This window comes from Echinicola vietnamensis DSM 17526 (genome assembly GCF_000325705.1).
GTDB classification, from domain to species: Bacteria; Bacteroidota; Bacteroidia; order Cytophagales; family Cyclobacteriaceae; genus Echinicola; species Echinicola vietnamensis.
Map to the genome: position 1 here is coordinate 505,988 of NC_019904.1, position 25,100 is coordinate 531,087.

The window sequence follows — 25,100 nt, forward strand, 5'->3', positions numbered from 1 at the left end:
ATAATCTACTCCAGAGACTAGGAACTGGTTTTAGGCACCATTGGTAATTGGCCATTTTAGTTCAGACCATAGACAATTGTTTAACCATAACTACTTTACCATGAGAACTATTACCAAGTTACTTGTAGTGGTATTATTTTGTTTAAGTACCACTTTTTCCAATGCCCAAGTCCGTGATACGGCAGATGTACAATATGATAGATCGGGAAATATATCCTTTGTCAGAGTCAAAGCCCAATCCAATCAAAAAATGGAAAATGCCAAGGCTCTCCTGGCTTTACTTCTTGCCGGAGAACACGATGATTTTAAACCGGTTAAGGAAATCAATGACAAATTTGGAATGAGTCATTTAAAGTTCCAACAATACTATAAAGGAATAAAAGTCGAGAATTCAGAATATTGGGTTCATGGAAAAAACGGTAAAATCACCAAGTTCAATGGACACTTTAGAACTATAGATATCGGTTCGGTACAGCCCCAAATAACCGAAGATGCAGCTCTATCCAACGCTTTGGGTTTTATTGATGCAGAAATCTATAAATGGGAAGATGAGGGCATGCAATCCTTTCTTAGAGAACACTCGGGCGACCCTACTTCCAGCTATTACCCTGAAGGCGAGCTGGTCATTACCAAAAATGAAATGAAAGAAGGGAAAGAAGAAGAAATGATTTTAGCATGGAAATTCCTCATCTCATCCATGGTCCCTAATGATGAACAGGTGATTTTTGTGGATGCAGGATCAGGTGATATTGTAAGGGCATATTCTTTAACCTGTGAAATAAGGTTGGAAACCGGGAGAAATATCGAGGAAGTAAACACTCCTTCTTTGGCCGAAACCATGTACAGCGGGAACTTATCGATCACCAGTGATTCGTTCGCGGGAGGATTTCGTTTAAGGGAAGAAAGAGATGGTGTAGACATCATTACCTTAAATCTCAATAATTCCGATAATATCGGCACAGCAGCTGATTTCTCCAATACAGGTACCAATTGGACAAGCGGGAACTGGGCAGGGATCAATCAGGATCAACAAGCCCTGGACGTTCATTGGGGAGCTGAAATGGTCGCAGATTATTGGCAAACAGTACACCAAAGGAATAGCATAGATGACAGTGGTATCAGGATATTAAGTTATGTCCATTATACTCCTAATTTTGACGGAAGCCCTATCAACAATGCATTTTGGCAAGGGGGTATTAATGCCAGATATATGTTATACGGAGATGGAGATTCAGGTCAGCCGAACCCATTGACGTCTTTGGATATCTGTGCCCACGAATTTGGACACGGCATTAATGAATTTACAGCCAACCTAACCCCGGGCTGGCATGAGACCGGTGCCTTAAATGAAGGTTTCAGTGACATATGGGCGGCATGCATAGAAGACTGGGCGACTTCAAACAAGGCAACATGGATAATGGGCGAAGAAGTGTTCTCCGGAGGATTTAATGGTCTAAGAAACTTGCAAAACCCCAAAAGTACAAATACGGCAGAAGGCCAACACCCAGACACATACCAGGGAGATTATTGGCATGCTCAGGAAGAGCCTCATTTCAATTCAACGGTCTTGAGCCACTGGTTTTATTTATTGTCTCAAGGCGGAAGTGGTACCAATGATAATAATGACAGCTACACTGTCGATGGAATAGGGCTTGAAAAGGCTGCCCTGATAGCCTACAGAATGGAACTTATTTACCTAACCAGTTCTTCCGAATATGCGGATGCCAGAATAGCCGCTATCAATGCTGCTGAAGATATTTATTGTGAAAACTCCCCTGAAGTACGCGCTGTCACCGACGCATGGTACGCTGTAGGTGTTGGAGGTGCCTTTAGTGGTGGAATTATGAATATAAGCGGAGAAGATATTGTCTGTTCCAACACCTCATTTTCTTTAAGTAATATACCATCAGGCACCAATATCAGTTGGTCAGTCAGTCCTTCCAATTTGGTAACCTCATCTTCCGGCTCAGGGGCAACGGCCAATTTGACACCTGCTGCATCCTACAGCTCAGGTCAGGCAACCATTACGTATACTGTGGGAAATGGCACGTGTGAAACGGAAATTCAAAAGGCAATTTACGTACATGCAGGTTCTCCTGATGAGGGCAATGCAACCTATTCCTACAATGGTTCCAATCAAACTGCCAACCCTTATATCTCAGTTATCAATAATATTGTATGCGATCTGTTATACCCGGTAACCTTGGATGTACCATTATTAGGTTCTGAGATCTCCAATGTATCCATGATCTATACTTCCGACCCGAACATTACCTATTGGGGATCAGGAGGGGCTGAAAGCATGTCCATTAACTTTGAGTTTTGGGAATACGGTCAGGAAGTCATTTTTAGAGTCAGCATGCAGAACGATTGCGGCACTTCCTATCAGGATTATGCTTTCAGATCAGAAGATTGCTATGGTACAGCGCTAAATTATAAGGTTTACCCCAACCCTGCATCAGAAAGTATAAATATCGAACTGGATCAAGACCTGATAAAACAATCTGTTTCCGATAAGGAGAAGGTAAACATCAAATTATTCGATCCCTCCGGAACTGAACTGATGAGCAAGACCGTAAATGAATCAAGGACGACCATTGATGTCAGCAATCTGGGGAATGGGTTTTACTATGTACATATCATTCACAAAAACGGGATTATCAGGAAAAAACTAAGAATAGAAAGGTAACCTTTAACCTATGGGGGAATATTGGCTATAATATTCCCCCATTAATTCAAATTACCTGCAAGCTGTTTACGTATCTCCCTCAGCAATTGCTCAAACCCTTCTTCATTAATGTTATTATTGACCTTACGTATCCTCATCAATTTTAAACCTGCCAACGAAAATATCCTATCCTTCATTTTGTCTTTTACTTGCTGCCGGTCTGTATCGTGGTAAATACTATCAATTTCAAAAAAACATATTGGAAAGTAATTTCTGAATGGCTCGAACACAACAAAGTCTACCGTTGCTTTCAGGAAAAAAGACTTTTCGTTGCCTTCTAGCTTAGGCGAAATAGACTCAAAATCGATAATACTACTCAATGCGACATTGGGATAGACCTGGTAGGTGTCAAATACCCTTTTTAATGCAAGAAAGAAGTCCACCTCTTGAACCGAGTTAAAAAGTGGTTTGCTTAAATTTGGATATTCTATAGGCACCTCATTCTCTGTCACTCCAATGGAATGCCCTTGAGAATGACTAACTTCTTGAGGCATGTCTTTTTTATAAAGTAAAACCACCTCTTGACATACTTTATTCGTCGGGTAATATTGAGCATAATTATATGCCGCTGGAAGATTATCTTTTTTACTTTTTACAATTGCCTCAACAAAAAGCACCTCCTGTTCTTCAGTCAACCCCAGTTTTTCTTTTATCTGAAAGAAACTTTCCAAGGCCTCAACAAAATTATCCTGTCCATTACCTTCTTTAACTTTTATGATAATAGCTTCCAATGTAACGCTTAAGGATTGTTTTAAAAGCGGGTCATTGCTGATAAGGTCTTGTTTATAGTAAAATATCTTAACAAGCTCATCCCATTCTTCTTTTTTCAGGTGAGTATAAATAACTTCTTGGTTAAACATGATATTATTAATAACAATTAGAAATAGTTATAGTTAAGATTTGTAAGTTAATATGATAAAAGAGGTTTTAAAATCTCCAATACAAATCATTGGCTTCATTAAAACCAATTCTTAGATGAAGTCCAAACTTTTCCAAATACACCCTAGGATTCTTATTCCCCAAAGCTTAAACAAATCACCAAGATTTACCAAGAGACTCTTTTCACCTTAAAGATCCGATCCTAAGCAAATGCTAAAGCTTGCCCTTACATAAAACAGAAAAACAATATATTTGAACAATAATTGAATAATAAAAGTTATAATTGCAGAATACTCGCAAAAATAAGAATCAAAATGATTATTCAATTTTCAGTCGGTAATTTCAGGACATTTAAGGACAGAGTTACATTGAATATGGTTGCCTCTAATTATGACAGGGAAACAAGAGAAACAGATAATATCATTTTCAATACAAAATACAATTTCAGAACGCTAAAAAGTGCGGTCATATACGGTGCTAATGCAAGTGGTAAAAGTAAATTCATGGAGGCACTAATGTTCATGAAACATTTTGCCATTAATTCTTCAAAAGACAGTCAACAAGGTGATGAAATTGATATTGAACCATTTAGGTTAAATTCAGAGTCTGTTAGTTCACCCAGTGAATTTGAAGTGATTTTTCTTCATGAAGACATTCAATATAGATATGGCTTTGAGGTAAATAAAGAAAAGGTTGTTGCTGAATGGTTGTATCAAAAGCCTAAAACGAAAGAGATCGAATTATTCTATAGGGATCTCCAAAGCTTTGAGATTCATCAAAAAACTTTTAAAAAAGGGGCACTTGCCGTCAAAGAAGGTCTGGTAAGAGATAATGCCCTACTACTATCATTGACGGCGCAACTTAACGATAGTATCGCAATCAATGTCATCAATTGGTTCAAGTCGTTGAAAACCTTTTCCGGTTTAAGGGAAGAAGGTTACCATGGTTATACGATAAGTAGAACCAAGGAACCTAAAACAAAATTGAGAATTTTGGAATTATTGAAAGCGGCGGATCTAGGAATTCAAGACATCAGATTGGAATTACTGGATATTGAAAAGTTGCCTAAAGATCTACCAAAGGAGATCAGAGAAAGGTTAATAAGGGAATCCAAAGAAGAAAATTCAGAAATTGTTTCGGATGTGTTGACCTCACATAGACAATATGACTCGAACAACAAATATATTGATGATATTCATTTTTCCATGGATATCGATGAATCCTCGGGAACCAGAAAGTTCTTTGCACTTACCGGCCCGGTCTTGGATGTTCTTGAAAATGGCTATATCCTGGTTGTAGATGAATTGGATTCAAAACTGCATCCCAATCTCGTATGCAAATTGATTTCTTTGTTTAACTCCAAGGACTTGAATCCTAGAAATGCCCAATTGATTTTTAATACACACGATACTAATCTATTAGGTTCGGGGCTTTTTAGAAGAGACCAAATCTGGTTTACAGAAAAGAACAAATTTGGTTCTGCAAGCCTATATTCTTTAGCAGACTTTAAAACAGATAGTGTACGAAAAAACGAAGCCTTCGAGGAAAACTATATCAGAGGAAAGTATGGTTCTGTTCCATACCTTGGTTTTTTTGACAGTCTTACTTTTAAAAAAATATTGATGCAAGATGAAAATGAAGAATAAAAAAGCTGAACAAATTGCAGCGAAGGAAAAGCATCGGGAACAACTGAAGAAGAATAGACGGAAAGAACCTACACTTGAAAGACCGGAACCTCAAAAAGATAAAAAACCTACAATACTAATAGTTTGTGAAGGGAAAAATACAGAGCCTTCCTATTTTCGGAAGTTTAAGTTATCAACCATTACTGTTGAAGCGATCGGGGAAGGATACAATACGATCTCATTAGTAGAAAGAGCGGGGCAACTTGCCCAAAATAAAGACTACGATCAGATATGGTGTGTATTTGACAAGGATGATTTTCCCGTTTCGGACTTTAATAATGCCATTGCTATTGCAGAGGCTCAAAATTTTAAAGTTGCTTACTCCAATCAGGCATTTGAATATTGGATCATCCTTCACTTGGAAGATCATCAGGGCGGAGGAATGCACCGCGATGATTATGATGAAAAAATCAATGCACTGCTTAAACCATTTGGTGTATCCTATGATGGGAAAGGATCAAAGATCATAACGGAGGAGATATTTGAAATTTTGGATGGTATCGATGAAAAGGTTAATAAGGATAGAGCCGAAATTGCAATTGCCAGAGCAACACGCAATCTGGATAATCATGATCCGGGCAATCCGGCAATGGCAGAATCCTGCACTACCATTTTTAAACTCGTAGAAGAGCTAAGAAAACATATTTAAGATAGACAAACTATATCAGTGAAAGAGATCGGATGAAACGTTTTTTTCAATAATTATATAGGTAAAAGCACCAAAACTCATTTAACATCTTAAAAAACAACAAGAAAGTTAAATGACAGAAAAAGAAATCAGAAAATATATTAACCGTCTTAACAATGGTAATGCGTGTGAATCGATTTTCACCAGGCAGATTAGTAAGACCGTTAATGTCGCAAAAGTTTGGCCCCAACAACCCAAAATGACTGATAATATTATTGTGAATTTTTCTTCTTATAGATTTTTCTTTATAAAAAATGAACTAAACCAATATGTCGGAGCTGTATTTGATATGTATAGTGACCTTCACTGGTATATTGTTCCTCAAAGTAGGAAGCAAGGGCATTTGACAAAGGCATTGAAAGAATCAATTCTTCCCTATTTATTTAATGAAGAAAGAGATCGTCAAAGAATAACTATTGAAAAAGCTGCAATAGGTAAGAAAAACTATTTGAACTCAAAAAATGTGGCTGAGAAAGCGAAACTAGGCTAAATACTCCTACCATTTTTCCGCTTTTTCTTTTTAGGAATCCTCTCTACCTCCCCAGAATCCAGAACAGGCCTAAGCAACAATTGGTTGCCCAATTTTTCAGAAATGACAATTCACCCCATTCAAAGTGATGCGCTTTTTTTCCATTAGCGCTAATTACATTTTAGTTAAAATTCAGGGGAATACCCCTTAGCAAACGCAGATAGAAACACGGTCAGTTTTTATATTGTTCGTTCCTCTAGGGCATCACTTTACGCATGACAGCTTAAAGGTACGGGCCCTCTACCTACACCTGCTATACACACGTTCGCCAAATTAGGATAAATACCTAACGGTCTTTAGCCAATTAAAAATCACCCACAAAACGGCAGCACCCTATTGGCTGTTAAAAAGAAATAAGGTTGATGGCCTCCTGATGACCACAAAAAAAGCCGATGAGTCTTCCCCATCGGCTTTACTGCATTAAAAGGTTTGGTAGTTTTTAGTACCCTGCATTTTGCTCCAAGAAGCCCGGCTGGCTGGAAGCACCGTCCATCGCCCGTTGCGGAATCGGGAACAGTCGCTTGTTTACATCAGCATCGGTCTTTTCGGTCCAGCTGTCCTCATATTTGCCGTAGCGGATCTGGTAGGTTCTCCTGTGGCCTTCCCAGTACAGCTCAAAGCCAGATTCCCTAAACAAAACATCCAGATCAACGGCATCCAAAGGAGCAGGAGTTTGCGCAGGACGGGCATCCCTGGAGGTCCTCAAGGTATTCACATCGGCTAGGGCACCTGCATTGTCTCCATTGCGAAGCTTGGCCTCAGCACGCATCAGGTAGATCTCGCCCAGACGGATCAAGACCAAATCCACACTACTGTAGTAGCAGCAGTTGGGCGCCGTGTGGCTGAACTGGTACTTGGAAAACCGGTAACCGGCATTGTGCAAGCTGCCCTCAGTGGTGAAATCTACCTTTAACGTATGGTCCACGTAGCGCAGGTCGGCACCGCTGCTTCGTCTATTGATCACAGGATAGATCCGCACGCTGCCATCATCGCAGGTCATGATATTACCACTCTCATCCTTTCGAGGCCCCCAAATGATGTTTCGAAGAATTCCTCGATCCACCTCGAATTCCGTGGCTTCCACGCAGTAGTAATGGTCTGCATCGTTATTTGGATTGACCCCGGTCAGGTCACGCAGGTCCTCGGGGATCACCGTATTCTCCTTGAAGAATCGAGCATCAGCGTCTGCAGGATCTACTTCCCCATAAGCATCCACCCAAGACTGATAAAAATCAGGCGTGGCCGCAACAGCATCGGTACCCCGCGTGCTTGGAAATTCCGGTCTGGGCACTTGGTCACCGGACATGGACCAGTAAGCCCACCGACTGTGCTCTGTCTGCAGCACACCCCGTTGGTCCAGCGAAAAAATGATTTCCGGATTGTTGTGATTGTCATCACTGAACAAGTCAAAATACTCCGCGGACAACTCATAAGGCCCGTCAATAATATTGTTGGTATATTGGATTACCTTGTCCATATCCTCCTGACGGAAGTCTGGTGTACCATAAGGATCACGGTATACCGCTGCATTCAGGTACAATCTCGCCAACAATGCCTCCACAGCATACTTATTCAGCCTACCGGGGCCTTTGTCGCTGTTAATCACATCCACTACCGACAACAGCTCGCCTTCCACATAGTCTACGGCCGCTTCACCACGGAGAATTTCAGAGAAATCATCTGAGCTTTCCTTCTTGAATACCAGCCCCCAGTTGTCCAGCGCAAGCATGTTGAGGTAAGCTTTCATGGCAATCATTTCGTACAGGGGATCCTGTGCGGCAGCATTGCCATTGTCCACCTCCAGCTGCAACCTTTCCTCTGCCAAGATCGCTCTTGACAATGTCTGCGTGATATTGGACCAGGTATCACCCACCAAGCCGTTACCAGGCGTCATCAGGTGTTGGTGAACGGCGATAAACTTCCCGCCATCAAACCAGTCTGTTCCTCCACGGTAAGGAAGAATGCCTTCATCGGAGGCCACTTCCTGCAGTCCAAAGTTATTGGTATGCCTCCATACATATCGGAGGTTTCCATAAACAGGGGCAATCGAACCACTGATTACCTCTGCTTGACCGGTACCGGTCAACGACTCATCCAGCACTTCTTCTTCCAAGGTCGTACAACTAGAGAATGCAATCATCCCTGCAGCGACCAGAAGCGTCTTGTTAAACGTTATATTTTTCATTTCATTAATGTTTTCTATGATTTGATAATCATCAATTTGCTTTCGAATATTGAAAATCGATTTTACCCTCCACCTTTTTCAAAAGCGCGGGCAAACCCCTATCACCTATTGCCTGGATTAAAATGTCAAGTTAAGGTTGATGGAATAAGTCCTGGCCCTAGGATAAGTGAAGCGGTCGATTCCGAAGGTCTGGATCCCCCCGGAAGTGGAACCTGTGTTCACTTCAGGGTCGAAGCCGGAGTAATCCGTGATCACAAACAAGTTCTGGCCTGTTACCGATATGCGAATGTTTTGGAAGGCATCGCCCAACCCAATCAAGGCCGAATTCAGGTTATAGCCCAGTGTAGCATTGTTCAGCCTGAAATAGGAACCATTCTCCAGGAAGCGAGTAGACACTGTATTGGAATTGTTAAAGGACTCCTCTGGATATTGTGTGGCAAAGTCCGTCGTGTTATTGGACCTGGACAATTGTGCTTTGGTGAAAAGGGACATGGTAGTGTGGTTGTACACCTTACTTCCAGCAGAACCGTTGAAGTTTAGCCCCAAGTCAAATGCCTTGTAGTTAAAGTTCATATGGGCTCCATAGATCACTTTTGGAATGGCACTTCCGACCACAGCACGGTCATTATCCAGCACCTCACCGTCCCCGTTGACATCCTTGAAGCGATTTACGCCATCTTCAGAAATACCATCAAACTGCAGCATATAAAATGCCCCTATCGGCTCACCGTTAATGTAGCCATTGATCGTTGCGCCCGTTTGGCCCGCACCTTGTGCAGCACCGGTGGTCAATACGGAATATGGAGAATCCTTTACTTCATTATTTATAAAGGTCACGTTACCGCCAATGGCATAGGAAAAGTCTCCTCGCTGCTCGCTCGCGTAATCCAAAGCCAATTCAATCCCGCTGTTGTGGATCTTCATGTTCTCGATATTGTCCCAGTAAGTCGGGGTCGGTTCCACGGGATCTGCAGGCACCACTTCCAATAGAATATTGGATGACACTTTGTTAAAATAGTCCAAGGTACCGGTCAGTCGGTGGTTAAAGAAGGCAAAGTCAATCCCGAAATCAATTTGGGTAGACACCTCCCACTGCAGGTCTGGATTGGCCAATCGGGTAAAGACAATTCCGTAAGGATAGCCATCCAATGTAGTGGCATCAGTGTCAATCGGATAGGTATTCAAACTACCATTGCCTTCAGACAACCGGTCTTCCGAATAACTTGCCTTGGTGATTTTGGAAGGAATTTCCTGATTACCCGTCTGTCCCCAGCTGGCACGAAGCTTCAGGTTATCAAAAAAGGAATTGCTCATGAAGTCTTCCTTGGTAATGTTCCAGCCCAATGCAAAGGAAGGGAAATAGCCGTATTTATTGTTCTCTCCAAACTTGGAGGAACCATCAGCTCGGAAAGTACCGGTAAACAAATACTTTTCGTCAAAGGTGTAGTTCACCCGGGCAAAAAACGACTGCAACTCATTCTTTACGGCAGAAGAGCTGACCGTAGTCGGGTATTCGCTGGTACTGTTGTGGTCTTGGTACCGTGGCTCAATATTGTTATCGGCAAATCCCCTAGCAGATGTCAACCTGTACTCATCCAGAAAGGTCTGGTAGGAATGCCCGGCCAGTACCGTCAAGTTATGCTGGTAATTATGCCAGTTGTAGGTAAGGGTATTCTCCACCAGCTTATTGGTGTTTTCGCTGATCCCTTCATCCAAGGTTCCATCGGAAATATTGGATTCATTGATCACGCCAGAGTATGGTCTGTACTGCTGATATCGGTTGGTGCTGGAATAATCTACGCCCAAGTTCAACTTATACGTAAGCCCGTCCACAATCTCAAAAGAAGGAGATATGGTCGCTAAAATCCGGTTATTGGCAGCATCATCGCTGTAGAGCTCATACCGCTTTAATGGATTCAGCGCATTGGTATTTAGAAGCGTTGGCTCTCCGTCTGTATACGTCGGCACCGTAGGGTTCAGGCTCAGCATGTCACTGATGGTAGAGCCAATGCTTGGCCGCAGGTTTTTGGTATGTGAGGCCGTTAAGTTATAATCGACATTCAGCCTGCCGTCAAAGGCCTTCTGGTTCATGTTCAATTTCCCGGAAAAACGCTCCAGCTCACTGTTTTTCAAGATTCCTTCTTGATCTTGATAGCCTAAGGAAGCGAAGTAGGAAAAATTACTGGTATTGGAACCGCTCATGGAGAAGTTGATATTCTTGGAAAGCCCCACTTGTGTCAGTTCATCCTGCCAATCAGTATTTCCACCAAAGTCTTCCAAATCTCCCCCAACAGCCACCACTTGCTCGCGGAACTCATCTGCACTGAACACATCTATTTTATTGGCCATGGAAGACCACGCAGTAGAAGCAGAAAGGTTCATTTGGGTAGCGCCAGATTTACCTTTTTTGGTGGTGATCACGACCACCCCGTTGGAGGCCCTGGATCCGTAAAGCGCAGTAGCACTGGCATCCTTCAGCACCTCGATACTTTCGATATCACCAGGATTCAGAAAGTTAAGTGGGTTGGAAGCAATCCCAGTATCCGCATTGTCCAACAAGAAACCGTCCAGTACATATAACGGTTGTGTCCCGGAACGCAAACTTCCCACACCGCGGATAATGACATTTTGGGCAGCTCCGGGCTCCCCGCTGGTGGAGGTAATGTTTACCCCGGCCATCTTCCCCTGTAGCAAGTCCACAGGATTAGAGATCACCCCTTTGTTAAAATCCCCTTCCTTTACCGAACCAATGGCTCCAGTAATGTCCGAGCGCTTTTGGGTACCATATCCCACAACCACCATTTCATCCAGCTGTGTGGCATCTGAAACCAATTGGATACTTAAGGAAGCCTGATTCCCTATTGGAACCTCTTGTGCAACAAAACCAACAAAGGAAACCTGAAGCACAGCTCCCTCTTCCACTTCAATGGAAAAATTGCCATCTATGTCGGTTACGGTACCGTTGGTCGTCCCTTTGACCCGCACAGTCGCCCCTGGTAGTGGCTCACCTTGATCATCGGTAACCTTACCAGTGATTTTTTTAGCCTGGGCAATGACGTCCATCAGCGGAGTATTTCTCTCCATAACAACATCATTCCCTATGCCTTTCGCTGTTAACGGGTGAAAGGCAGTCCCTATCCCCGCCAAAAAAACCATACCTGCCGTGGCATACATGGCCTTAGAAAAACGTAAATTTGAATGCATAAAGTTTAAAGTGTTGGATAAATTAAAATGTTCTCGAGCGGCTATTTGCTGCCCCTCTTAGTTGCCTTCAAAAGTACAGGATATATACCCCTCAGCTGTTAAGTATATTTTAGCCTTGTATTAATTATCATCACCTTGAAAAACTTCTTCACCAGTAATTGGTCATACAAACTTAATTTACATGCAAAATCGATTTATTACTCCTTTTTGATTCTACCTTAAAAATTTCCCCCATCAAAAACCACCCACAAACCGCCCCTTCGGCATCTAAAAAAATAGGGATCGCTCACCTATTCTCGAACCAAGTAAGGTCTCCTTTCCTGACATGCTAAATCCCGGTATCGCCCATAAAAAAGAGGGACATCATTTTGGAAAATAATGCCCCTCATATTGGTACAAGTTGGTCAAACCCGCAAAGAAAAGTCCTCTCTTCGCAGCCTACTTAAAAACCTTATCCTTCATACGCCTTAAAAATGGCGGTAGCAATATGTCCGCCAAAGCCAAATGTATTGCTCATCGCATAGCGTACTGGTCGTTCTTGGGCCTTGCCCAATGTCAGGTCAAACACTCCTTTATAGGCCGGCTCCACTTCCGTACAATTAATGGTTGGCGGAACAATCCCATGCTGAATTGCTTTAATACTTGCAATTGCCTCTATCGCTCCTGCTGCACCCAGCAGATGGCCGGTCATGGACTTGGTCGCGCTGATGCTCAACTTACTGTCACGACCAAAAATACGTTCAATGGCTTTCAGCTCACTGACATCCCCCAAAGGAGTGGAAGTAGCATGCATATTGATATAATCAAGGCTTTCGGGACCAATGCCGGCCTCTTCCATGGCCGCCAGCATGCCCAAGTAAGCACCCTCGCCCTCTGGATGGGTTCCGGTCAAATGATACGCATCGGCAGCCATTCCACCGCCCACTACCTCGGCAATGATCGGAGCTCCCCGTCTCTTGGCGTGTTCCAGTTCCTCCAACACCAATGCCCCGGCTCCTTCTCCCATCACAAAACCGTCTCGTGTGACATCGAAAGGCCTGGAGGCCGTCTCGGGATGCTCATTGTTCGTCGACAAGGCCTTTGCAGCACCAAATCCCCCAATGGAACTCTCGGTAATGGCCGCCTCTGAGCCGCCCGTAATGATCATCTCGGCCTTGTTCCATTTGATATGGTTAAAGGCATCGATGATGGCAGTATTGGAGGTTGCACAAGCCGATACCGGAGCAAAATTCACTCCCCTCAAACCATATTTGATAGAAATTACCCCTGCGGCAATATCCACGATCATCTTTGGGATAAAATACGGATTGAACCGGGGAGTACCATCCCCTTGGACATATTCGGCCACCTGTTGGTGAAAGGTAGCCAAACCGCCATTCCCCGAACCCCAAATCACGCCTATGCGGTTCTTGTCCAGTTGATCAAAATCAACCTTTCCGTGGGTAATCGCTTCGGCTACTGCCACCAAGGCATACTGGGTAAACAAATCGTATTTTCTTGCTTCTGCCCTTGGGATATGCTGAAGTGGATCAAAATCTTTTAGCTCACAAGCAAACTTGGTTTTAAATTTTGTGGCGTCGAACTTGGTGATGGGAGCTGCTCCACTTTTCCCTTCCTTTAGGGATCCCCAGAAGTCCTCTACATTGTTCCCGATGGGCGTCAAGGCACCCATTCCGGTAATGACTACTCTTCTCATATGCTTCTATTGATTAAATCCCGTATAATTGCCGCTTGGGCTTTTTTAAAATCACCTTGGCCCGTAACCCTCGAAAGCTGCTCGGCTCCGAGGATGTTGGTGATGACCATTTGTGCTTTGGTTTTGGCATCTGAGGTGAAATTAAACTCCCCCTCGTCTTTGCCTTCTTGTAAGGTTTCCATCAGCCAAAGCAATGTTCCATCCGTCAACATCCGCAATTCCAGCTGGATGGCTTCATCAAAGGTCAAATAATCACTGGCCAAAGCCCCTAAGATACTGATCTTCCCTCCAGACCTTGCCATCGTATAAGTACTTAAAAATAGCTTTACTTTCTCAAGGGGTCCTTTCTCTGCCACCCTTCCCTTGAACTTCAAAAGAAGGGCTCCGTGCTGCTGAATCACGGCCCTCACCAAAGCAGTCTTGGTAGAAAAATGATAATGTATCGAGGCATTCTTGATCTGTAGGGCCTTCGAAATATCCCCAAAACTAAAGGCATTACACCCCTTCGTCCTGATGAGCACATCCGCTAGTTGTACGATCTTATCCTTGGTATGCATAATATAAATATACCTACCTACTAATAGATAGGCAAATAAAAACACATTATTTATACATGTCCCATCTCATCCAACCCAGGCACACCTCCCATAAAACGTCGCAATAGCACCGCTTCTTCACCCTTAAACCCGGATTATGTAATAGGATTTGTAGTGAGGACTGAAACTGCAAGAAAATCAGGCTGTTTGGAGACTGAGGCATAGCACCGCTATGGTGGAGTCAAAACAGAAGCGAAGCAAATGATTTTAAAGTAGTTTCAGGCCGTAATAGATTTTCTATTGCATATTTCGGGTTAAAACCAGCTATATTTAACAAAAAACGAACATCACTATGGCAGCAGTAAGCACTTACTTAAACTATAACAGAAAAAACGAGGCAGCCTTACTGTTTTACATTTCGGAAGTTGTTTTGACAAATTCGGCGTACAATGGATGTTCAACCTCCGAGAAAAAGAACCCGCTTAAAAACTCCCATTTAACCAGGGCTTCTTGGAACGCCTGCCTTCAAGGGATTGTTTTATGTGGACAGGATGCTTTTACTCCGAAATAAATTCATTCCATCACTTTTAAAATTCCTAAACAACATGCAATACAATTATGTGGGCAACACCGGCTTGATGGTTTCAGAACTATGCTTTGGCACCATGACCTTTGGTGGTCAGGATGCGGGAATGTGGTCCAAAATCGGTCAGCTACAGCAAAAAGAAGTCAACAACCTGCTCAAGGGAGCCATTGAAGGCGGCATCAACTTTATCGATACCGCCAATGTTTACTCTTTTGGCCAGTCAGAACAACTCCTGGGACAGGGACTAAAAGACCTGGGTATTCCACGAGACGAAGTGGTCATCGCTACCAAAGTGATGGGCGTAATGAGCGAGCACCCTAACGACGTAGGGCTCTCTCGGTACCATATTTTCAATTCGGTAAATGCCAGCTTGAAACGTTTGCAGCTGGACCATGTGGATATTCTTTACGTCCATGGTGTAGATCCTGTGACCGACGTAGAGGAAATCGTCCGTTCGCTAAACGACATTGTAGAGAGCGGAAAGGTCCGCTATATCGCCATTTGTAACTGGCCCGCTTGGATGGTAGCCCAGGCACAGGCCATTGCCCGGTATAATGGGTGGCATAAATTTATCGGCCTGCAATACCACTACTCCGCTGCGACCCGCGACATTGAACATGAATTGGTACCCATGGCAAAGGCCCATCAATTGGCGATATTCCCTTGGAGCCCGCTTTCCGGTGGTTTTCTTACGGGAAAATTCACCCGTCAAGGCCACTCCACGGATGATGCCAGAAGAGCGGATTTTGATTTCCCGCCCATCGACAAGGAAAAAGCCTATGACCTAGTGGATGCCATGAAAGAAATCGGAAAATCCCATGGTGCCAGCATCGCGCAAGTCGCACTGGCCTGGGTACGCCAGCAACCCGGCATCACAAGTACCATCATCGGTGCCAAAAACCCGGCCCAACTGGCTTCCAATATTGAATCTACCAATTTTACATTGACCAAGGAGGACTTGGCAAGCATTGAAACCATCAGCCCCGTATCATCCCGCTATCCCGGCTGGATGGTCGAGCGACAAAGCGAATACCGCAAACCAAAAAATTAAACGCGCATTACCAAAAAACCATTAACCCAAATACCACTATGAAAACTAAAATCCTGAACGTCATCTCCGTTTTATTCGCGTTGCTAATGGTCCATTCCGGCCTGAACAAATTGTTCAATTACATTCCTATGCCGGAGGAAATGCCCGAAGAAATCCTTAGGGTCATGGAGGCTTTTATGCAGATTGGCTGGTTATTCCCGTTGATTGCCATCGGTGAAATCCTTGGTGGAATTCTGTTTGCTATACCAAAATTCCGGGCCTTGGGAGCCATCATGCTCTTCCCCATTGTCCTTGGCATCAACCTCCATCATGCCATGTATGCACCAGAAGGCATGATCATCGCGCTGATCGTATTGGCCATTGATGGCTGGGCCATTGCCGAAAATTGGCACAAATACTTGCCCATGATCCGACAATAACCTAGTTTGCTAACACATCCCAACACCACCAATCCCTATGTATTTTATCCTTACGTATTACACGGTTGACGATTATACGGAACTTCGCCTCCCCTATCGGGAGGATCACCTAAACCATGTGAAAGCCTATTACCAAAAAGGAATGATCGTCATGGCCGGAGCTTTGGATGCTCCGGCCGATAAGGCGGTAATTATTTTTAATTGTCCGGATGAAGCACCGATCAGGGAGTTTGTAAATGGCGACCCTTATGTACAAAATCAACTTATTTCTTCCTACGATATTCGTCCTTGGAATGTCGTGATTGGTCACCGGGAATAAACCAATAATCCCTAAACATGGACTTATTTACCATTGAAAAGTTTTGTTTACCAAAAATAATTTTCCTAAGATCATTTTAACCTATGACGAATTGCTTAAATTAAGGTTTTAGAAGCACTGTACGGGCAAAAGCTATTGTCCTCAACTTACTTCACACCAACTTTTGCACTAAATTATTCATTATGCAGCTCTTTATCATAGGAGACGTTCATGGATGCTACCACACATTCCAGCAAATGCTGGAACATTGGGATCCATCAAAGGAAAGGCTGATCCAGGTCGGTGACCTGATCGACCGGGGCAATTATTCGGTAGAAGTACTTCAGCAAGCAAAATGCTTGAGTGAAAAATATCACGGAGATGCCGTTTTTCTGAGAGGAAACCACGAACAAATGATGATCGACCACCTTGAGAATGGCAAAATCGGTGGTAGCTGGCTTTTCAATGGAGGAGAATACACCCTTCAACAGTTTAAAGAAAAGAACATCCCTGTAGAAAGCATGCTCCACTGGCTTCGAAATACCGCGTTGAAATGGGAAAGCCCCAGCCTCCTGGTTTCACACGCCGGTATTGGCAAAAAGACCCTGAATCCCTATGACCTCCATGCCCAAGACGGAATCCTTTGGAACAGGGGAAGGCTCAAGAAGCTTCCCAAAATCCAAGTGATCGGCCACACTCCGCAGCAAAACGGCCGTGCCAATTTCACCACTGCCAGCCAGCACTGGAACATAGACACCGGGGCTTATCGCGGCATTTGCCTGACGGGCCTTAAATTACAGGAAAACGGCCTTTTTCTGGAAGAAATCAACATCCCTACAGATGAACGGGACTTGCCGCAGTAATGGTAATTTTCCGGTCCAGCGCATCTTCCAGCACAAAACAGTTGCGCATGGCATCCCATATCTCCAAATCGGGATTCTCCTCCCCATACACCTTGATGATCACCTCCGCATCATCAAGCTCACAGTCCAAACGCTCCACCCATTGGTTTTTGGTCTTGTCCAGGCCTATGGCAATGCGGAGAATTCCCGCAACCACATGGATCATCTTGCGTTGCTTTTTGGAAAGTTTCTTGTATCGCTTGTGCCGCTTCCGTGGACCGGATTTTCGATGATACCGGACAATGACGCCGAGCAAGGTAATCTCTTCATTGGTGAATCCCCTCAGCCTACTGTGCTCGATGATGTAGCGAGAATGTTTGTGGTATTTTGGATAGCCGATAAAATGCCCCACTTCAAACACAAAGCTTGAAAAATCCAACAGATCACGTGCATAATCATCCAATCCATGCAGTGGTTTCAACTGATCAAACAGGCTAAGTGCCAATGATGAAATGTGCTTTTTCTGCTCTACATCACTTTTATACTTTACGGCCAAGTTCATCACACTTCTAAACCGTAAATCTTCTTCGGGATAGAGAACGGTTTGCTTTTTCCCCATACTGTCCAGGTACCCCAATATCAATCCTTCTCGCAGGGAAGCATCACATAGGATGATTTCTTTGGCATTGGCCATCTGCAGCAGGCGCACCAACAACAAGCTGCCCAAGTGAATGGCATCGACCCTATTGGCACTGATCCCCGGAACTTTCTCCCGCTTTTCAGGAGACATGCCCAGCAGTTTTTTCGATAACTTCTCCAACTCCTTGGTGCTGACCACTTCTGCATTTACGGTGGTGATCGAGCCACCATTCCCGGCCAGATGCGCCGCCTCTCCCAATGTCCTGATCGTCCCAGACGTACCGATCACCTTGCTAAATCCTGCCTCCACGGCCTTTTTCATCACTTCCTCCGCTGCCAAGTTGATATGCTTTTCGAGTGCAGTAATGTCCTTTTCCTCTAAAACCTCTTGGCCTCCCGCCATGTCCAGTAGTCGAAGCACGCCCAATTTGATGCTTTTTTTGAAAAAGATTTCCTCTTGGTCACCCACCGTTGCTTCTGTGGATCCTCCCCCGATATCAAGCACCAGCACTTTCTCCTCTCCAAAGGCGATCGCCCTTCTCACGGCCAAAAAAATCAACCTGGCTTCCTCTTTCCCAGAAATCACCTTGGGCGTCAGGCCTGTTTCCTCCGCCACCTTACCAAGAAATTCTCCGCCATTCTTGGCTTCACGGGTGGCACTGGTGGCAGCCGTAATGATCTCTTCCACCCCATATTGGTCAGCTAGTTGTACATACCGCTTGATCACCTCTATTCCCCGATCATAGGCTTCCTTGGAAAGCCGATTGGTCGAAAAGACCCCCACTCCCAACTTGACCATTTCCTTCTCATCGATAAGTACTTTAATGGTTTGGCTTTTGGTTACTTCTGCAATGACCAGGTGAATGGAATTGGTACCGATATCTATGGCTGCTAAATTCATAGGGAATTTATAGGTTTTGGGTTATTAAACGCTTAAAATCTTAATAATTATTAATCAGGATGCCTACCTAAAGAAGGAAGCTAAAATGCACCGGGCGGCCATCATGCTTCTTCCTTACTTTTTCTCCATTTATTTCGGTGAATCTTCCCGGAAACGTCGTCTACTAATCGGTACCCATGCTCCCCAAAGCAATCCCTCAAGGCTTGTACAAGATTGGCTGAGGACTGTCCTGAGCTCATGCCGTAGAAGAAATTGATTGCGGCAGACATGACAGGCATCGCAATTCCTGCCTTCAAGCCAGCTCCAACTACCTCTGCCAGTGTCTTCGCGCCATTTTCAAAGGACGCTTTCAAGGCTGCGGAGGCCATCAAGCAATCGGTGGATTTGAATACACCGGCCAATTTTTCCATCAAACTGGATTGGATAATGGAACCATTGGTCCAGCAGCGGGCTATTTCACTCATATTGAGGCCCCACTTTTCGGCCTCGCCGACCTTCTTGATCAAGCTGAAACCAATTTCGTGGTTGACCAATCTGGCCATGTCATACGCACCTTTTAAGGCATCGATGATCTCCTTCTGGTCGATCTCATCTGTCTTTCGGGGATAAGTTTGGGCAAAGGACACGCGAGCCTCTTTATGGGTAGACACCAATCGAGCCGTCACTGCTGCGGTCAAGGGCGCATAGGGAACGCCGTATTTTGCAGCCGTACTTACCGCCCAGCCTCCTGTGCCGGTTTGACCAGCCACATCCAAGATCCCGTCCAGCAGCAGCTTTCCATCCTTTTCATGGGACAAAATGGCCAGCGTCGCATCCATCAGGTAGCTGTCAGCGCCTTCTTTGCTCCATGTTTTGAAAGTTTTCACCATTTCCTCTATGGACATGCCAAGCCCCTTTCGCATAAAACCGTACAATTCTGCCAGCACCTGTATCTCACCATATTCTATGCTGTTATGGACCATTTTGATAAAATGACCCGCCCCATCAGGCCCCACATAGTGCATACAGGGCTTACCGCCCTTATCTTTTCCAGCAATCTTTTCCAAGTACGGCTTGATCAACTCAAACCCTTCCTCGCTGCCCCCAGGCATCAGTGACGGACCTTTTAGGGCTCCGTCACGACCTCCGGAAATCCCCATTCCGACAAAATGAATCCCATACCCTTGCAAGTATTGCTGGCGCTTTGCACTGTCTTCAAAAAAGGAATTACCGCCGTCTATGATCACATCGCCCTTGTCCACAAAGGTCAATAGCCGGGCGATCTGCTGGTCCACAATCTGGCCTGCAGGGATCATCATCAAAATCTTTCTGGGCTGCTCCAGGGATTCCACAAATTCATCCAACTTATCAAAAGGCAATATCCCCTTGACCTCTGGATGGGCATCCACCAGCTTTTGGGCCACATCCTCCTCTACGCCTTGCAGCGTGCGGTTATAAACGCTTATCTTTACGTCCTTTTCGGCCAAGTTTAGCGCCAGACTGCTGCCCATGACGCCCATTCCGATGATTCCAAAGGATGATACTGCTTTGTTGTTTTTAAGGTCGCTCATAATGTCTTCTAGTATATTTTCAGGTGTTTGGTCTATCGATATGATAGTGGCATGCTTTGGGGGCTCCAGGGTTTCCAACTGCGAACTTAGCAGGGATGCAGGCATATAATGTCCCTCCCTGGCTTTCATACGCTTGGCTATCAACGCCTCATCTCCTTTCAAAAAAAACCAACGCATCTGCACGGCATGGCTGCGAAGCATTTTGCGATAGGACGCCTTCAGTGCCGAGCAGGCCAATATCGCCCCGCCATTCTCTTCCCATGCGACCATTTTCTCAGAAAGGGTTTCCAGCCAAGGCACCCGATCCTGATCATTGAGCGGAATGCCCGCCTTCATTTTTTCCACATTGTTTTTGGGATGAAAGTCATCGGCATCGTAAAAGGGAAGCCCCACTTTGCCACTGAGCATCCTGCCGATTGTCGTTTTTCCGCTTCCGGAAACCCCCATCAATAAAATAATCATGCTTTAATTTATGGAATAATTTGAAAAATAGTAGCACCAAAGTCACTTTAAAGTTGAAGCTTTTGGACATTCTTTTAGAGCCTGAACATATTTCGATCCATTCTCCTACGAATAATGGATGGCATAGGATTTACAGTGAACACCCTCTTGGCCTTCCACTCCCCCACAAACTGGTTTTCGCCATTAGGTACAGCACCTCTAGGCGTATCATCCTTCCCAAAAAACGAGCAAGCATCAGATTGCAGAGCATCAAAACTAAAAAACTTTATCGATTTAGTATATTTGAACTTCACTAAAAAGAACCTCATGATGACCTCTCCCCTGAAAATTTTAGTAGTCGGCTGTGGCAATATGGGTGCTTCCCACGCACTGGCCTATCACCAAATGGCCGGATTCCAAATCTGCGGCCTCGTCGCTCGTGGTGACAGCAAAGAAATATTGAACCAAAAGCTGGGCGCCGATTATCCTCTTTTTTCGGATTATAAGGAAGCGTTGGCCCAAACCCAGCCAGATGCGGTCTGCATTTCTACCTATCCCGACACTCATGAGGAATATGCCCTGATGGCCCTTCATGCAGGCTGCCATGTGTTCATCGAAAAGCCCTTGGCAGATACGATAGCAGGATCCGAACGTATCGCTCAAGCGGCCCAAAAACTCCATAAAAAAGTGGTGGTCGGCTATATCCTCCGACACCATCCTTCATGGATCAAGTTTACGGAAATCGCCCAAGGCTTGGGCAAACCTCTGGTCATGCGCATGAACCTCAACCAACAAAGCCATGGACGCATGTGGGATGTCCACCGAAACCTTATGAAAAGCCTCAGCCCCATCGTCGATTGTGGCGTCCACTACATCGATGTCATGTGCCAAATGACCCAGTCCAAACCCAAAAAGGTAAGTGCCATCGGTGTCCGGCTCACAGATGATATCCCGCAGGACAACTATAATTATGGCCAGCTTCAAATCACTTTTGAAGACGGATCGGTGGGCTGGTACGAAGCAGGATGGGGGCCTATGGTCAGTGAAACTGCTTTCTTTGTAAAAGATGTCTTCGGACCGAAAGGATCCGCTTCCATCGTCGCCAAAGAGGCTGGGGGCAGCGGAAAGTCGGACTCCGTCGACGACCATACCAAAACAGAATCCATCAAAATCCACCATGCCGATATCAACGGCCAAAATGAATTTACCAAACCCGATGAATGGGTGGAAACGGCAGATGAGCCCGATCACAATGCACTTTGTCAGCGGGAACAGGCCTATTTCCTGGAAGCCATCCATCGTGACCTTGACCTTAGCCAGCACCTGGAAGATGCCATCAACAGCCTAAAAGTGGCCTTTGCCTGCGACGAATCCGTCAAAACTGGTGAAATGGTGGAGATTCAATAACCCCTTTCGCAATGTTCCCTTCGGCTCCGCTCAGGGAACATTGCGGAAGGGAGCGGAGGCGAAGGAATGTAGGAACTCACCCCATCCATCGACTTTGCTCCTGCTCTATCCAAGCGGTAGGAGACATGCCTTCAAACTGTCGGAAGACCCTTGAAAAATAATTGACACTGCTGAAGCCTGTTTCATAACAGGCCTGGGTAATGTTGCTCCCTTTCCACAACAATTCTTTTTTGGCCCTTTCCAGTCGCTCTCTGTTTATAAAACGGACGGGAGTTTCTCCCAATTCCCGCTGAAAAGCCCTGAAAAATTGGGCCCTGGACAAGCAGGCCTGGTTAGCCAGTTGGTCTATTGCTAAGGGAAGGTGGAGGTTTTGGCGGATGTATTTTATCACATGGGCTAGCCTGTTCCGCGTGCTGAGCTGATCAAGGTGCTTTAACAAATAATGGCGCGCCTGGGTCTGCATCAGGCTGGCAATCAATTCCCGGGTGGTATTGGATGCTTTCATCTGTTTGCCAAAATCGTTGTCCACCATCACCCGGATCAGGGAATTCAGGTTCTGCTGCACCAGCTTATTGTTCAGCAAGGTAAAATTGTCCTTGGACCACTCCCAATGCGTGTCACCGGACTTGGGAAAATACTCATTCAGCCAGACCATGGTTTCCCGAACAAACCCCTCACTGATTTCCAACGCCAAACACTGCGTAGGCACCTCTTGGCTAGCATCCGGAAAATCGATATACATGAGCTCCGAGGCGGGCATCACGATGGATTGGCCTGGCAAAAAATCGAACGGTTGCTGGGAGGGCAAATGCATGATTTTTTTCCCCTGAATCATGCTCACGATGACGGGATTGTCAAAGCGAAGGTCAAAATGACGGGTATACCTACTGGTCTCATAAAGGTTTAAAACGGCGTGATCAGCCTGATGGGCCGTTCGATGCTCCACCTCTGTTGTTGGCGCACTGAAAATCTTGTATTTCTCCTTTATATTGATTGCATCCAGCATGGGTAAGTTCAGGTCTATTGGTCAGGTTTATCATCATTCATCGATATAAATTAACGAAAAAGCAACTGGCGTCCAAAGCTTAGTGAAAAATGCGACTATTGTGCTAATGGATGAAATTATCCTGAAAAGAAATTGACTCATAAATCACCACCTTCATCCCTCAACCAAAAATAACCAAATAACATGAGTACAATAGCCCAAGAGAAACCGGCGACAATGCTGGATCGCCCAGATTTCAAACCGCATTATGACAATTTCATTGGTGGGAAATTTGTTCCTCCTGTGGATGGAGAATACTTCGATGTCATCAGCCCGGTGGATGGCCAAGTATTTACCAAAGTGGCCCGTGGAAAAGCTGCCGACATCGAACTGGCGTTGGATGCAGCCCATAAGGCATTTCCCGCCTGGAGCCGGACTTCCGCCACCGAAAGAAGCAATATCCTGCTGAAAATCGCCGATCGTATAGAAAACAAACTGGAATACCTAGCAGCCGTAGAAACCATTGATAATGGTAAACCAGTAAGAGAGACCATCAATGCTGACTTGGCATTGGTGGTCGATCATTTCAGGTACTTCGCTGGGGTGATCAGGGCAGAAGAAGGCAGCATCGCTGAACTCGACCAACATACCGTTTCCGTGAACGTCAAAGAACCCATCGGAATCGTGGGCCAAATTATCCCCTGGAATTTCCCCATGCTCATGGCCACTTGGAAAATGGCCCCCGCATTGGCTGCAGGCTGCTGTACCATCGTCAAGCCTGCCGAACAGACCCCTGCCTCCATCATGATCCTGATGGAAGTCATCGGTGACCTCCTCCCTGCCGGGGTCCTCAACGTCGTCAACGGCTTTGGGCCAGAAGCGGGAAAACCACTCGCCCAATCTCCAAGGCTGGACAAGGTCGCCTTCACCGGTGAAACCACCACTGGCCGCCTCATCATGCAGTATGCCTCCGAAAACCTCAACCCCGTCACCATGGAACTCGGCGGCAAGTCTCCTAATGTCTTTTTTCCATCCGTCATGGATGCAGACGATGAGTTCTTGGACAAATGCCTGGAAGGAGCAGTGATGTTTGCGCTTAACCAAGGTGAAGTCTGCACCTGCCCAAGCCGGATTTTGGTCCATGAAAAAATCTACGATGCCTTTATGGAAAAAGTAATCGCTAGGGCGGAGGCCATCCAAATGGGGCACCCGCTGGACAAAACCACCATGATGGGCGCCCAAGCTTCCAAAGATCAATTTGAAAAAATCCTTAGCTATATCGACATCGGAAAACAAGAAGGAGCAGAAGTCCTGACAGGCGGAGAAGTCGCCAAACTCAACAGCGGTTTGGAAAATGGCTATTATGTGAAGCCTACTTTGCTGAAAGGCCATAACAAAATGCGCGTATTCCAAGAAGAGATCTTCGGACCGGTATGCTCGGTGGCCACTTTCAAGGACGTGGAAGAAGCCATTTCCATTTCCAACGACACCTTGTACGGCCTAGGAGCAGGCGTATGGACCAGAGATGCCCATGAAGCCTACCAAGTGCCCCGTGCCATCAAGGCAGGTCGTGTCTGGGTAAACTGCTACCACGCCTACCCGGCCCATGCACCATTTGGGGGATACAAAAAATCAGGCTTTGGCAGGGAAACCCACCTGATGATGCTCAACCATTACCGCCAAAACAAAAACATGCTGATCTCTTATGACAAAAACAAATTAGGGTTCTTTTAATCAGCTTAACCAATAATGTTATTTATTTCAAGTAATTATAGTGTCAGGCCGAGCGCTTGCCTGACCGGCAGGCAGGGAGTCCAGTCCCATTGTCTAGCCTTCGACTTTAGTTTATCC

Annotated in this window: 18 protein-coding genes; 10 read left to right on the forward strand and 8 right to left on the reverse strand. The window is 45.2% G+C overall.

The annotated features are described in order from the left end of the window. Positions 1 to 100: 100 nt before the first annotated feature. Positions 101 to 2,689 (forward strand): M4 family metallopeptidase, encoded by a 2,589-nt coding sequence (locus ECHVI_RS02240; protein ID WP_015264315.1) that lies wholly within the window; start codon positions 101 to 103, stop codon positions 2,687 to 2,689. Positions 2,690 to 2,730: 41 nt separating this feature from the next. Here the strand turns inward: ECHVI_RS02240 and ECHVI_RS02245 are convergent, their stop codons facing one another. Continuing rightward, a complete protein-coding gene (locus ECHVI_RS02245) occupies positions 2,731 to 3,588 on the reverse strand; it encodes a DUF2726 domain-containing protein (protein ID WP_015264316.1) in 858 nt (285 codons plus the stop codon). 333 nt (positions 3,589 to 3,921) lie between these two features. Here ECHVI_RS02245 and ECHVI_RS02250 point away from each other — a divergent pair, with 333 nt between their 5' ends. The 3 genes from ECHVI_RS02250 (at position 3,922) to ECHVI_RS02260 (ending at position 6,470) form a co-directional block, all read left to right on the forward strand. Continuing rightward, the gene (locus ECHVI_RS02250; protein WP_015264317.1) at positions 3,922 to 5,253 is read left to right on the forward strand and encodes an AAA family ATPase; all 1,332 of its coding nucleotides are present in this window, start codon (positions 3,922 to 3,924) and stop codon (positions 5,251 to 5,253) included. Beyond that, positions 5,237 to 5,941 (forward strand): RloB family protein, encoded by a 705-nt coding sequence (locus ECHVI_RS02255; RefSeq protein ID WP_015264318.1) that lies wholly within the window; start codon positions 5,237 to 5,239, stop codon positions 5,939 to 5,941. The genes ECHVI_RS02250 and ECHVI_RS02255 overlap by 17 nt, the downstream gene beginning before the upstream one ends. A 112-nt stretch (positions 5,942 to 6,053) precedes the next feature. Continuing rightward, the gene (locus ECHVI_RS02260) at positions 6,054 to 6,470 is read left to right on the forward strand and encodes a hypothetical protein (RefSeq protein ID WP_015264319.1); all 417 of its coding nucleotides are present in this window, start codon (positions 6,054 to 6,056) and stop codon (positions 6,468 to 6,470) included. Between the two features lie 478 nt (positions 6,471 to 6,948). On the opposite strand, the gene ECHVI_RS02265 is transcribed toward ECHVI_RS02260, so the two are convergent. The 4 genes from ECHVI_RS02265 to ECHVI_RS02280 form a co-directional block, all read right to left on the reverse strand. Beyond that, a complete protein-coding gene (locus tag ECHVI_RS02265; RefSeq protein WP_015264320.1) occupies positions 6,949 to 8,694 on the reverse strand; it encodes a RagB/SusD family nutrient uptake outer membrane protein in 1,746 nt (581 codons plus the stop codon). A gap of 117 nt (positions 8,695 to 8,811) precedes the next feature. Continuing rightward, positions 8,812 to 11,898: a SusC/RagA family TonB-linked outer membrane protein gene (locus tag ECHVI_RS02270; RefSeq protein ID WP_015264321.1), complete on the reverse strand. Its 3,087-nt coding sequence runs from the start codon at positions 11,896 to 11,898 to the stop codon at positions 8,812 to 8,814. A 451-nt stretch (positions 11,899 to 12,349) separates the two neighbouring features. After that, positions 12,350 to 13,594: a beta-ketoacyl-ACP synthase II gene (fabF, locus tag ECHVI_RS02275; protein ID WP_015264322.1), complete on the reverse strand. Its 1,245-nt coding sequence runs from the start codon at positions 13,592 to 13,594 to the stop codon at positions 12,350 to 12,352. Further along, positions 13,591 to 14,151 (reverse strand): TetR/AcrR family transcriptional regulator, encoded by a 561-nt coding sequence (locus tag ECHVI_RS02280; protein WP_015264323.1) that lies wholly within the window; start codon positions 14,149 to 14,151, stop codon positions 13,591 to 13,593. Before ECHVI_RS02280 ends, fabF begins: the two co-directional genes overlap by 4 nt. 584 nt (positions 14,152 to 14,735) lie before the next feature. Here ECHVI_RS02280 and ECHVI_RS02285 point away from each other — a divergent pair. The 4 genes from ECHVI_RS02285 (at position 14,736) to ECHVI_RS02300 (ending at position 17,347) form a co-directional block, all read left to right on the forward strand. Beyond that, positions 14,736 to 15,767, forward strand: a complete 1,032-nt coding sequence (locus ECHVI_RS02285; RefSeq protein WP_015264325.1) for an aldo/keto reductase — start codon at positions 14,736 to 14,738, stop codon at positions 15,765 to 15,767. Positions 15,768 to 15,805: 38 nt separating this feature from the next. Further along, positions 15,806 to 16,186 (forward strand): DoxX family membrane protein, encoded by a 381-nt coding sequence (locus ECHVI_RS02290; RefSeq protein WP_015264326.1) that lies wholly within the window; start codon positions 15,806 to 15,808, stop codon positions 16,184 to 16,186. Between the two features lie 37 nt (positions 16,187 to 16,223). Further along, positions 16,224 to 16,505 (forward strand): YciI family protein, encoded by a 282-nt coding sequence (locus ECHVI_RS02295; RefSeq protein ID WP_015264327.1) that lies wholly within the window; start codon positions 16,224 to 16,226, stop codon positions 16,503 to 16,505. A gap of 182 nt (positions 16,506 to 16,687) precedes the next feature. After that, positions 16,688 to 17,347: a metallophosphoesterase gene (locus ECHVI_RS02300; RefSeq protein ID WP_015264328.1), complete on the forward strand. Its 660-nt coding sequence runs from the start codon at positions 16,688 to 16,690 to the stop codon at positions 17,345 to 17,347. On the opposite strand, the gene ECHVI_RS02305 is transcribed toward ECHVI_RS02300, so the two are convergent. Continuing rightward, positions 17,319 to 18,866, reverse strand: a complete 1,548-nt coding sequence (locus ECHVI_RS02305) for a Ppx/GppA phosphatase family protein (RefSeq protein ID WP_015264329.1) — start codon at positions 18,864 to 18,866, stop codon at positions 17,319 to 17,321. The genes ECHVI_RS02300 and ECHVI_RS02305 overlap by 29 nt on opposite strands. A gap of 101 nt (positions 18,867 to 18,967) precedes the next feature. Continuing rightward, on the reverse strand, positions 18,968 to 20,878 hold the full coding sequence (gene gndA / locus ECHVI_RS02310; RefSeq protein ID WP_015264330.1) for an NADP-dependent phosphogluconate dehydrogenase: 1,911 nt from the start codon (positions 20,876 to 20,878) through the stop codon (positions 18,968 to 18,970). Positions 20,879 to 21,187: 309 nt separating this feature from the next. Between gndA and ECHVI_RS02320 the strand changes: the two genes are divergently transcribed. Beyond that, positions 21,188 to 22,264: a Gfo/Idh/MocA family protein gene (locus tag ECHVI_RS02320; RefSeq protein ID WP_015264331.1), complete on the forward strand. Its 1,077-nt coding sequence runs from the start codon at positions 21,188 to 21,190 to the stop codon at positions 22,262 to 22,264. 76 nt (positions 22,265 to 22,340) lie between these two features. Here ECHVI_RS02320 and ECHVI_RS02325 read toward each other — a convergent pair whose 3' ends face one another. Continuing rightward, on the reverse strand, positions 22,341 to 23,270 hold the full coding sequence (locus tag ECHVI_RS02325) for an AraC family transcriptional regulator (protein ID WP_015264332.1): 930 nt from the start codon (positions 23,268 to 23,270) through the stop codon (positions 22,341 to 22,343). A 183-nt stretch (positions 23,271 to 23,453) separates the two neighbouring features. Between ECHVI_RS02325 and ECHVI_RS02330 the strand changes: the two genes are divergently transcribed. After that, on the forward strand, positions 23,454 to 24,983 hold the full coding sequence (locus ECHVI_RS02330) for an aldehyde dehydrogenase family protein (RefSeq protein WP_015264333.1): 1,530 nt from the start codon (positions 23,454 to 23,456) through the stop codon (positions 24,981 to 24,983). Positions 24,984 to 25,100 lie beyond the last annotated feature (117 nt).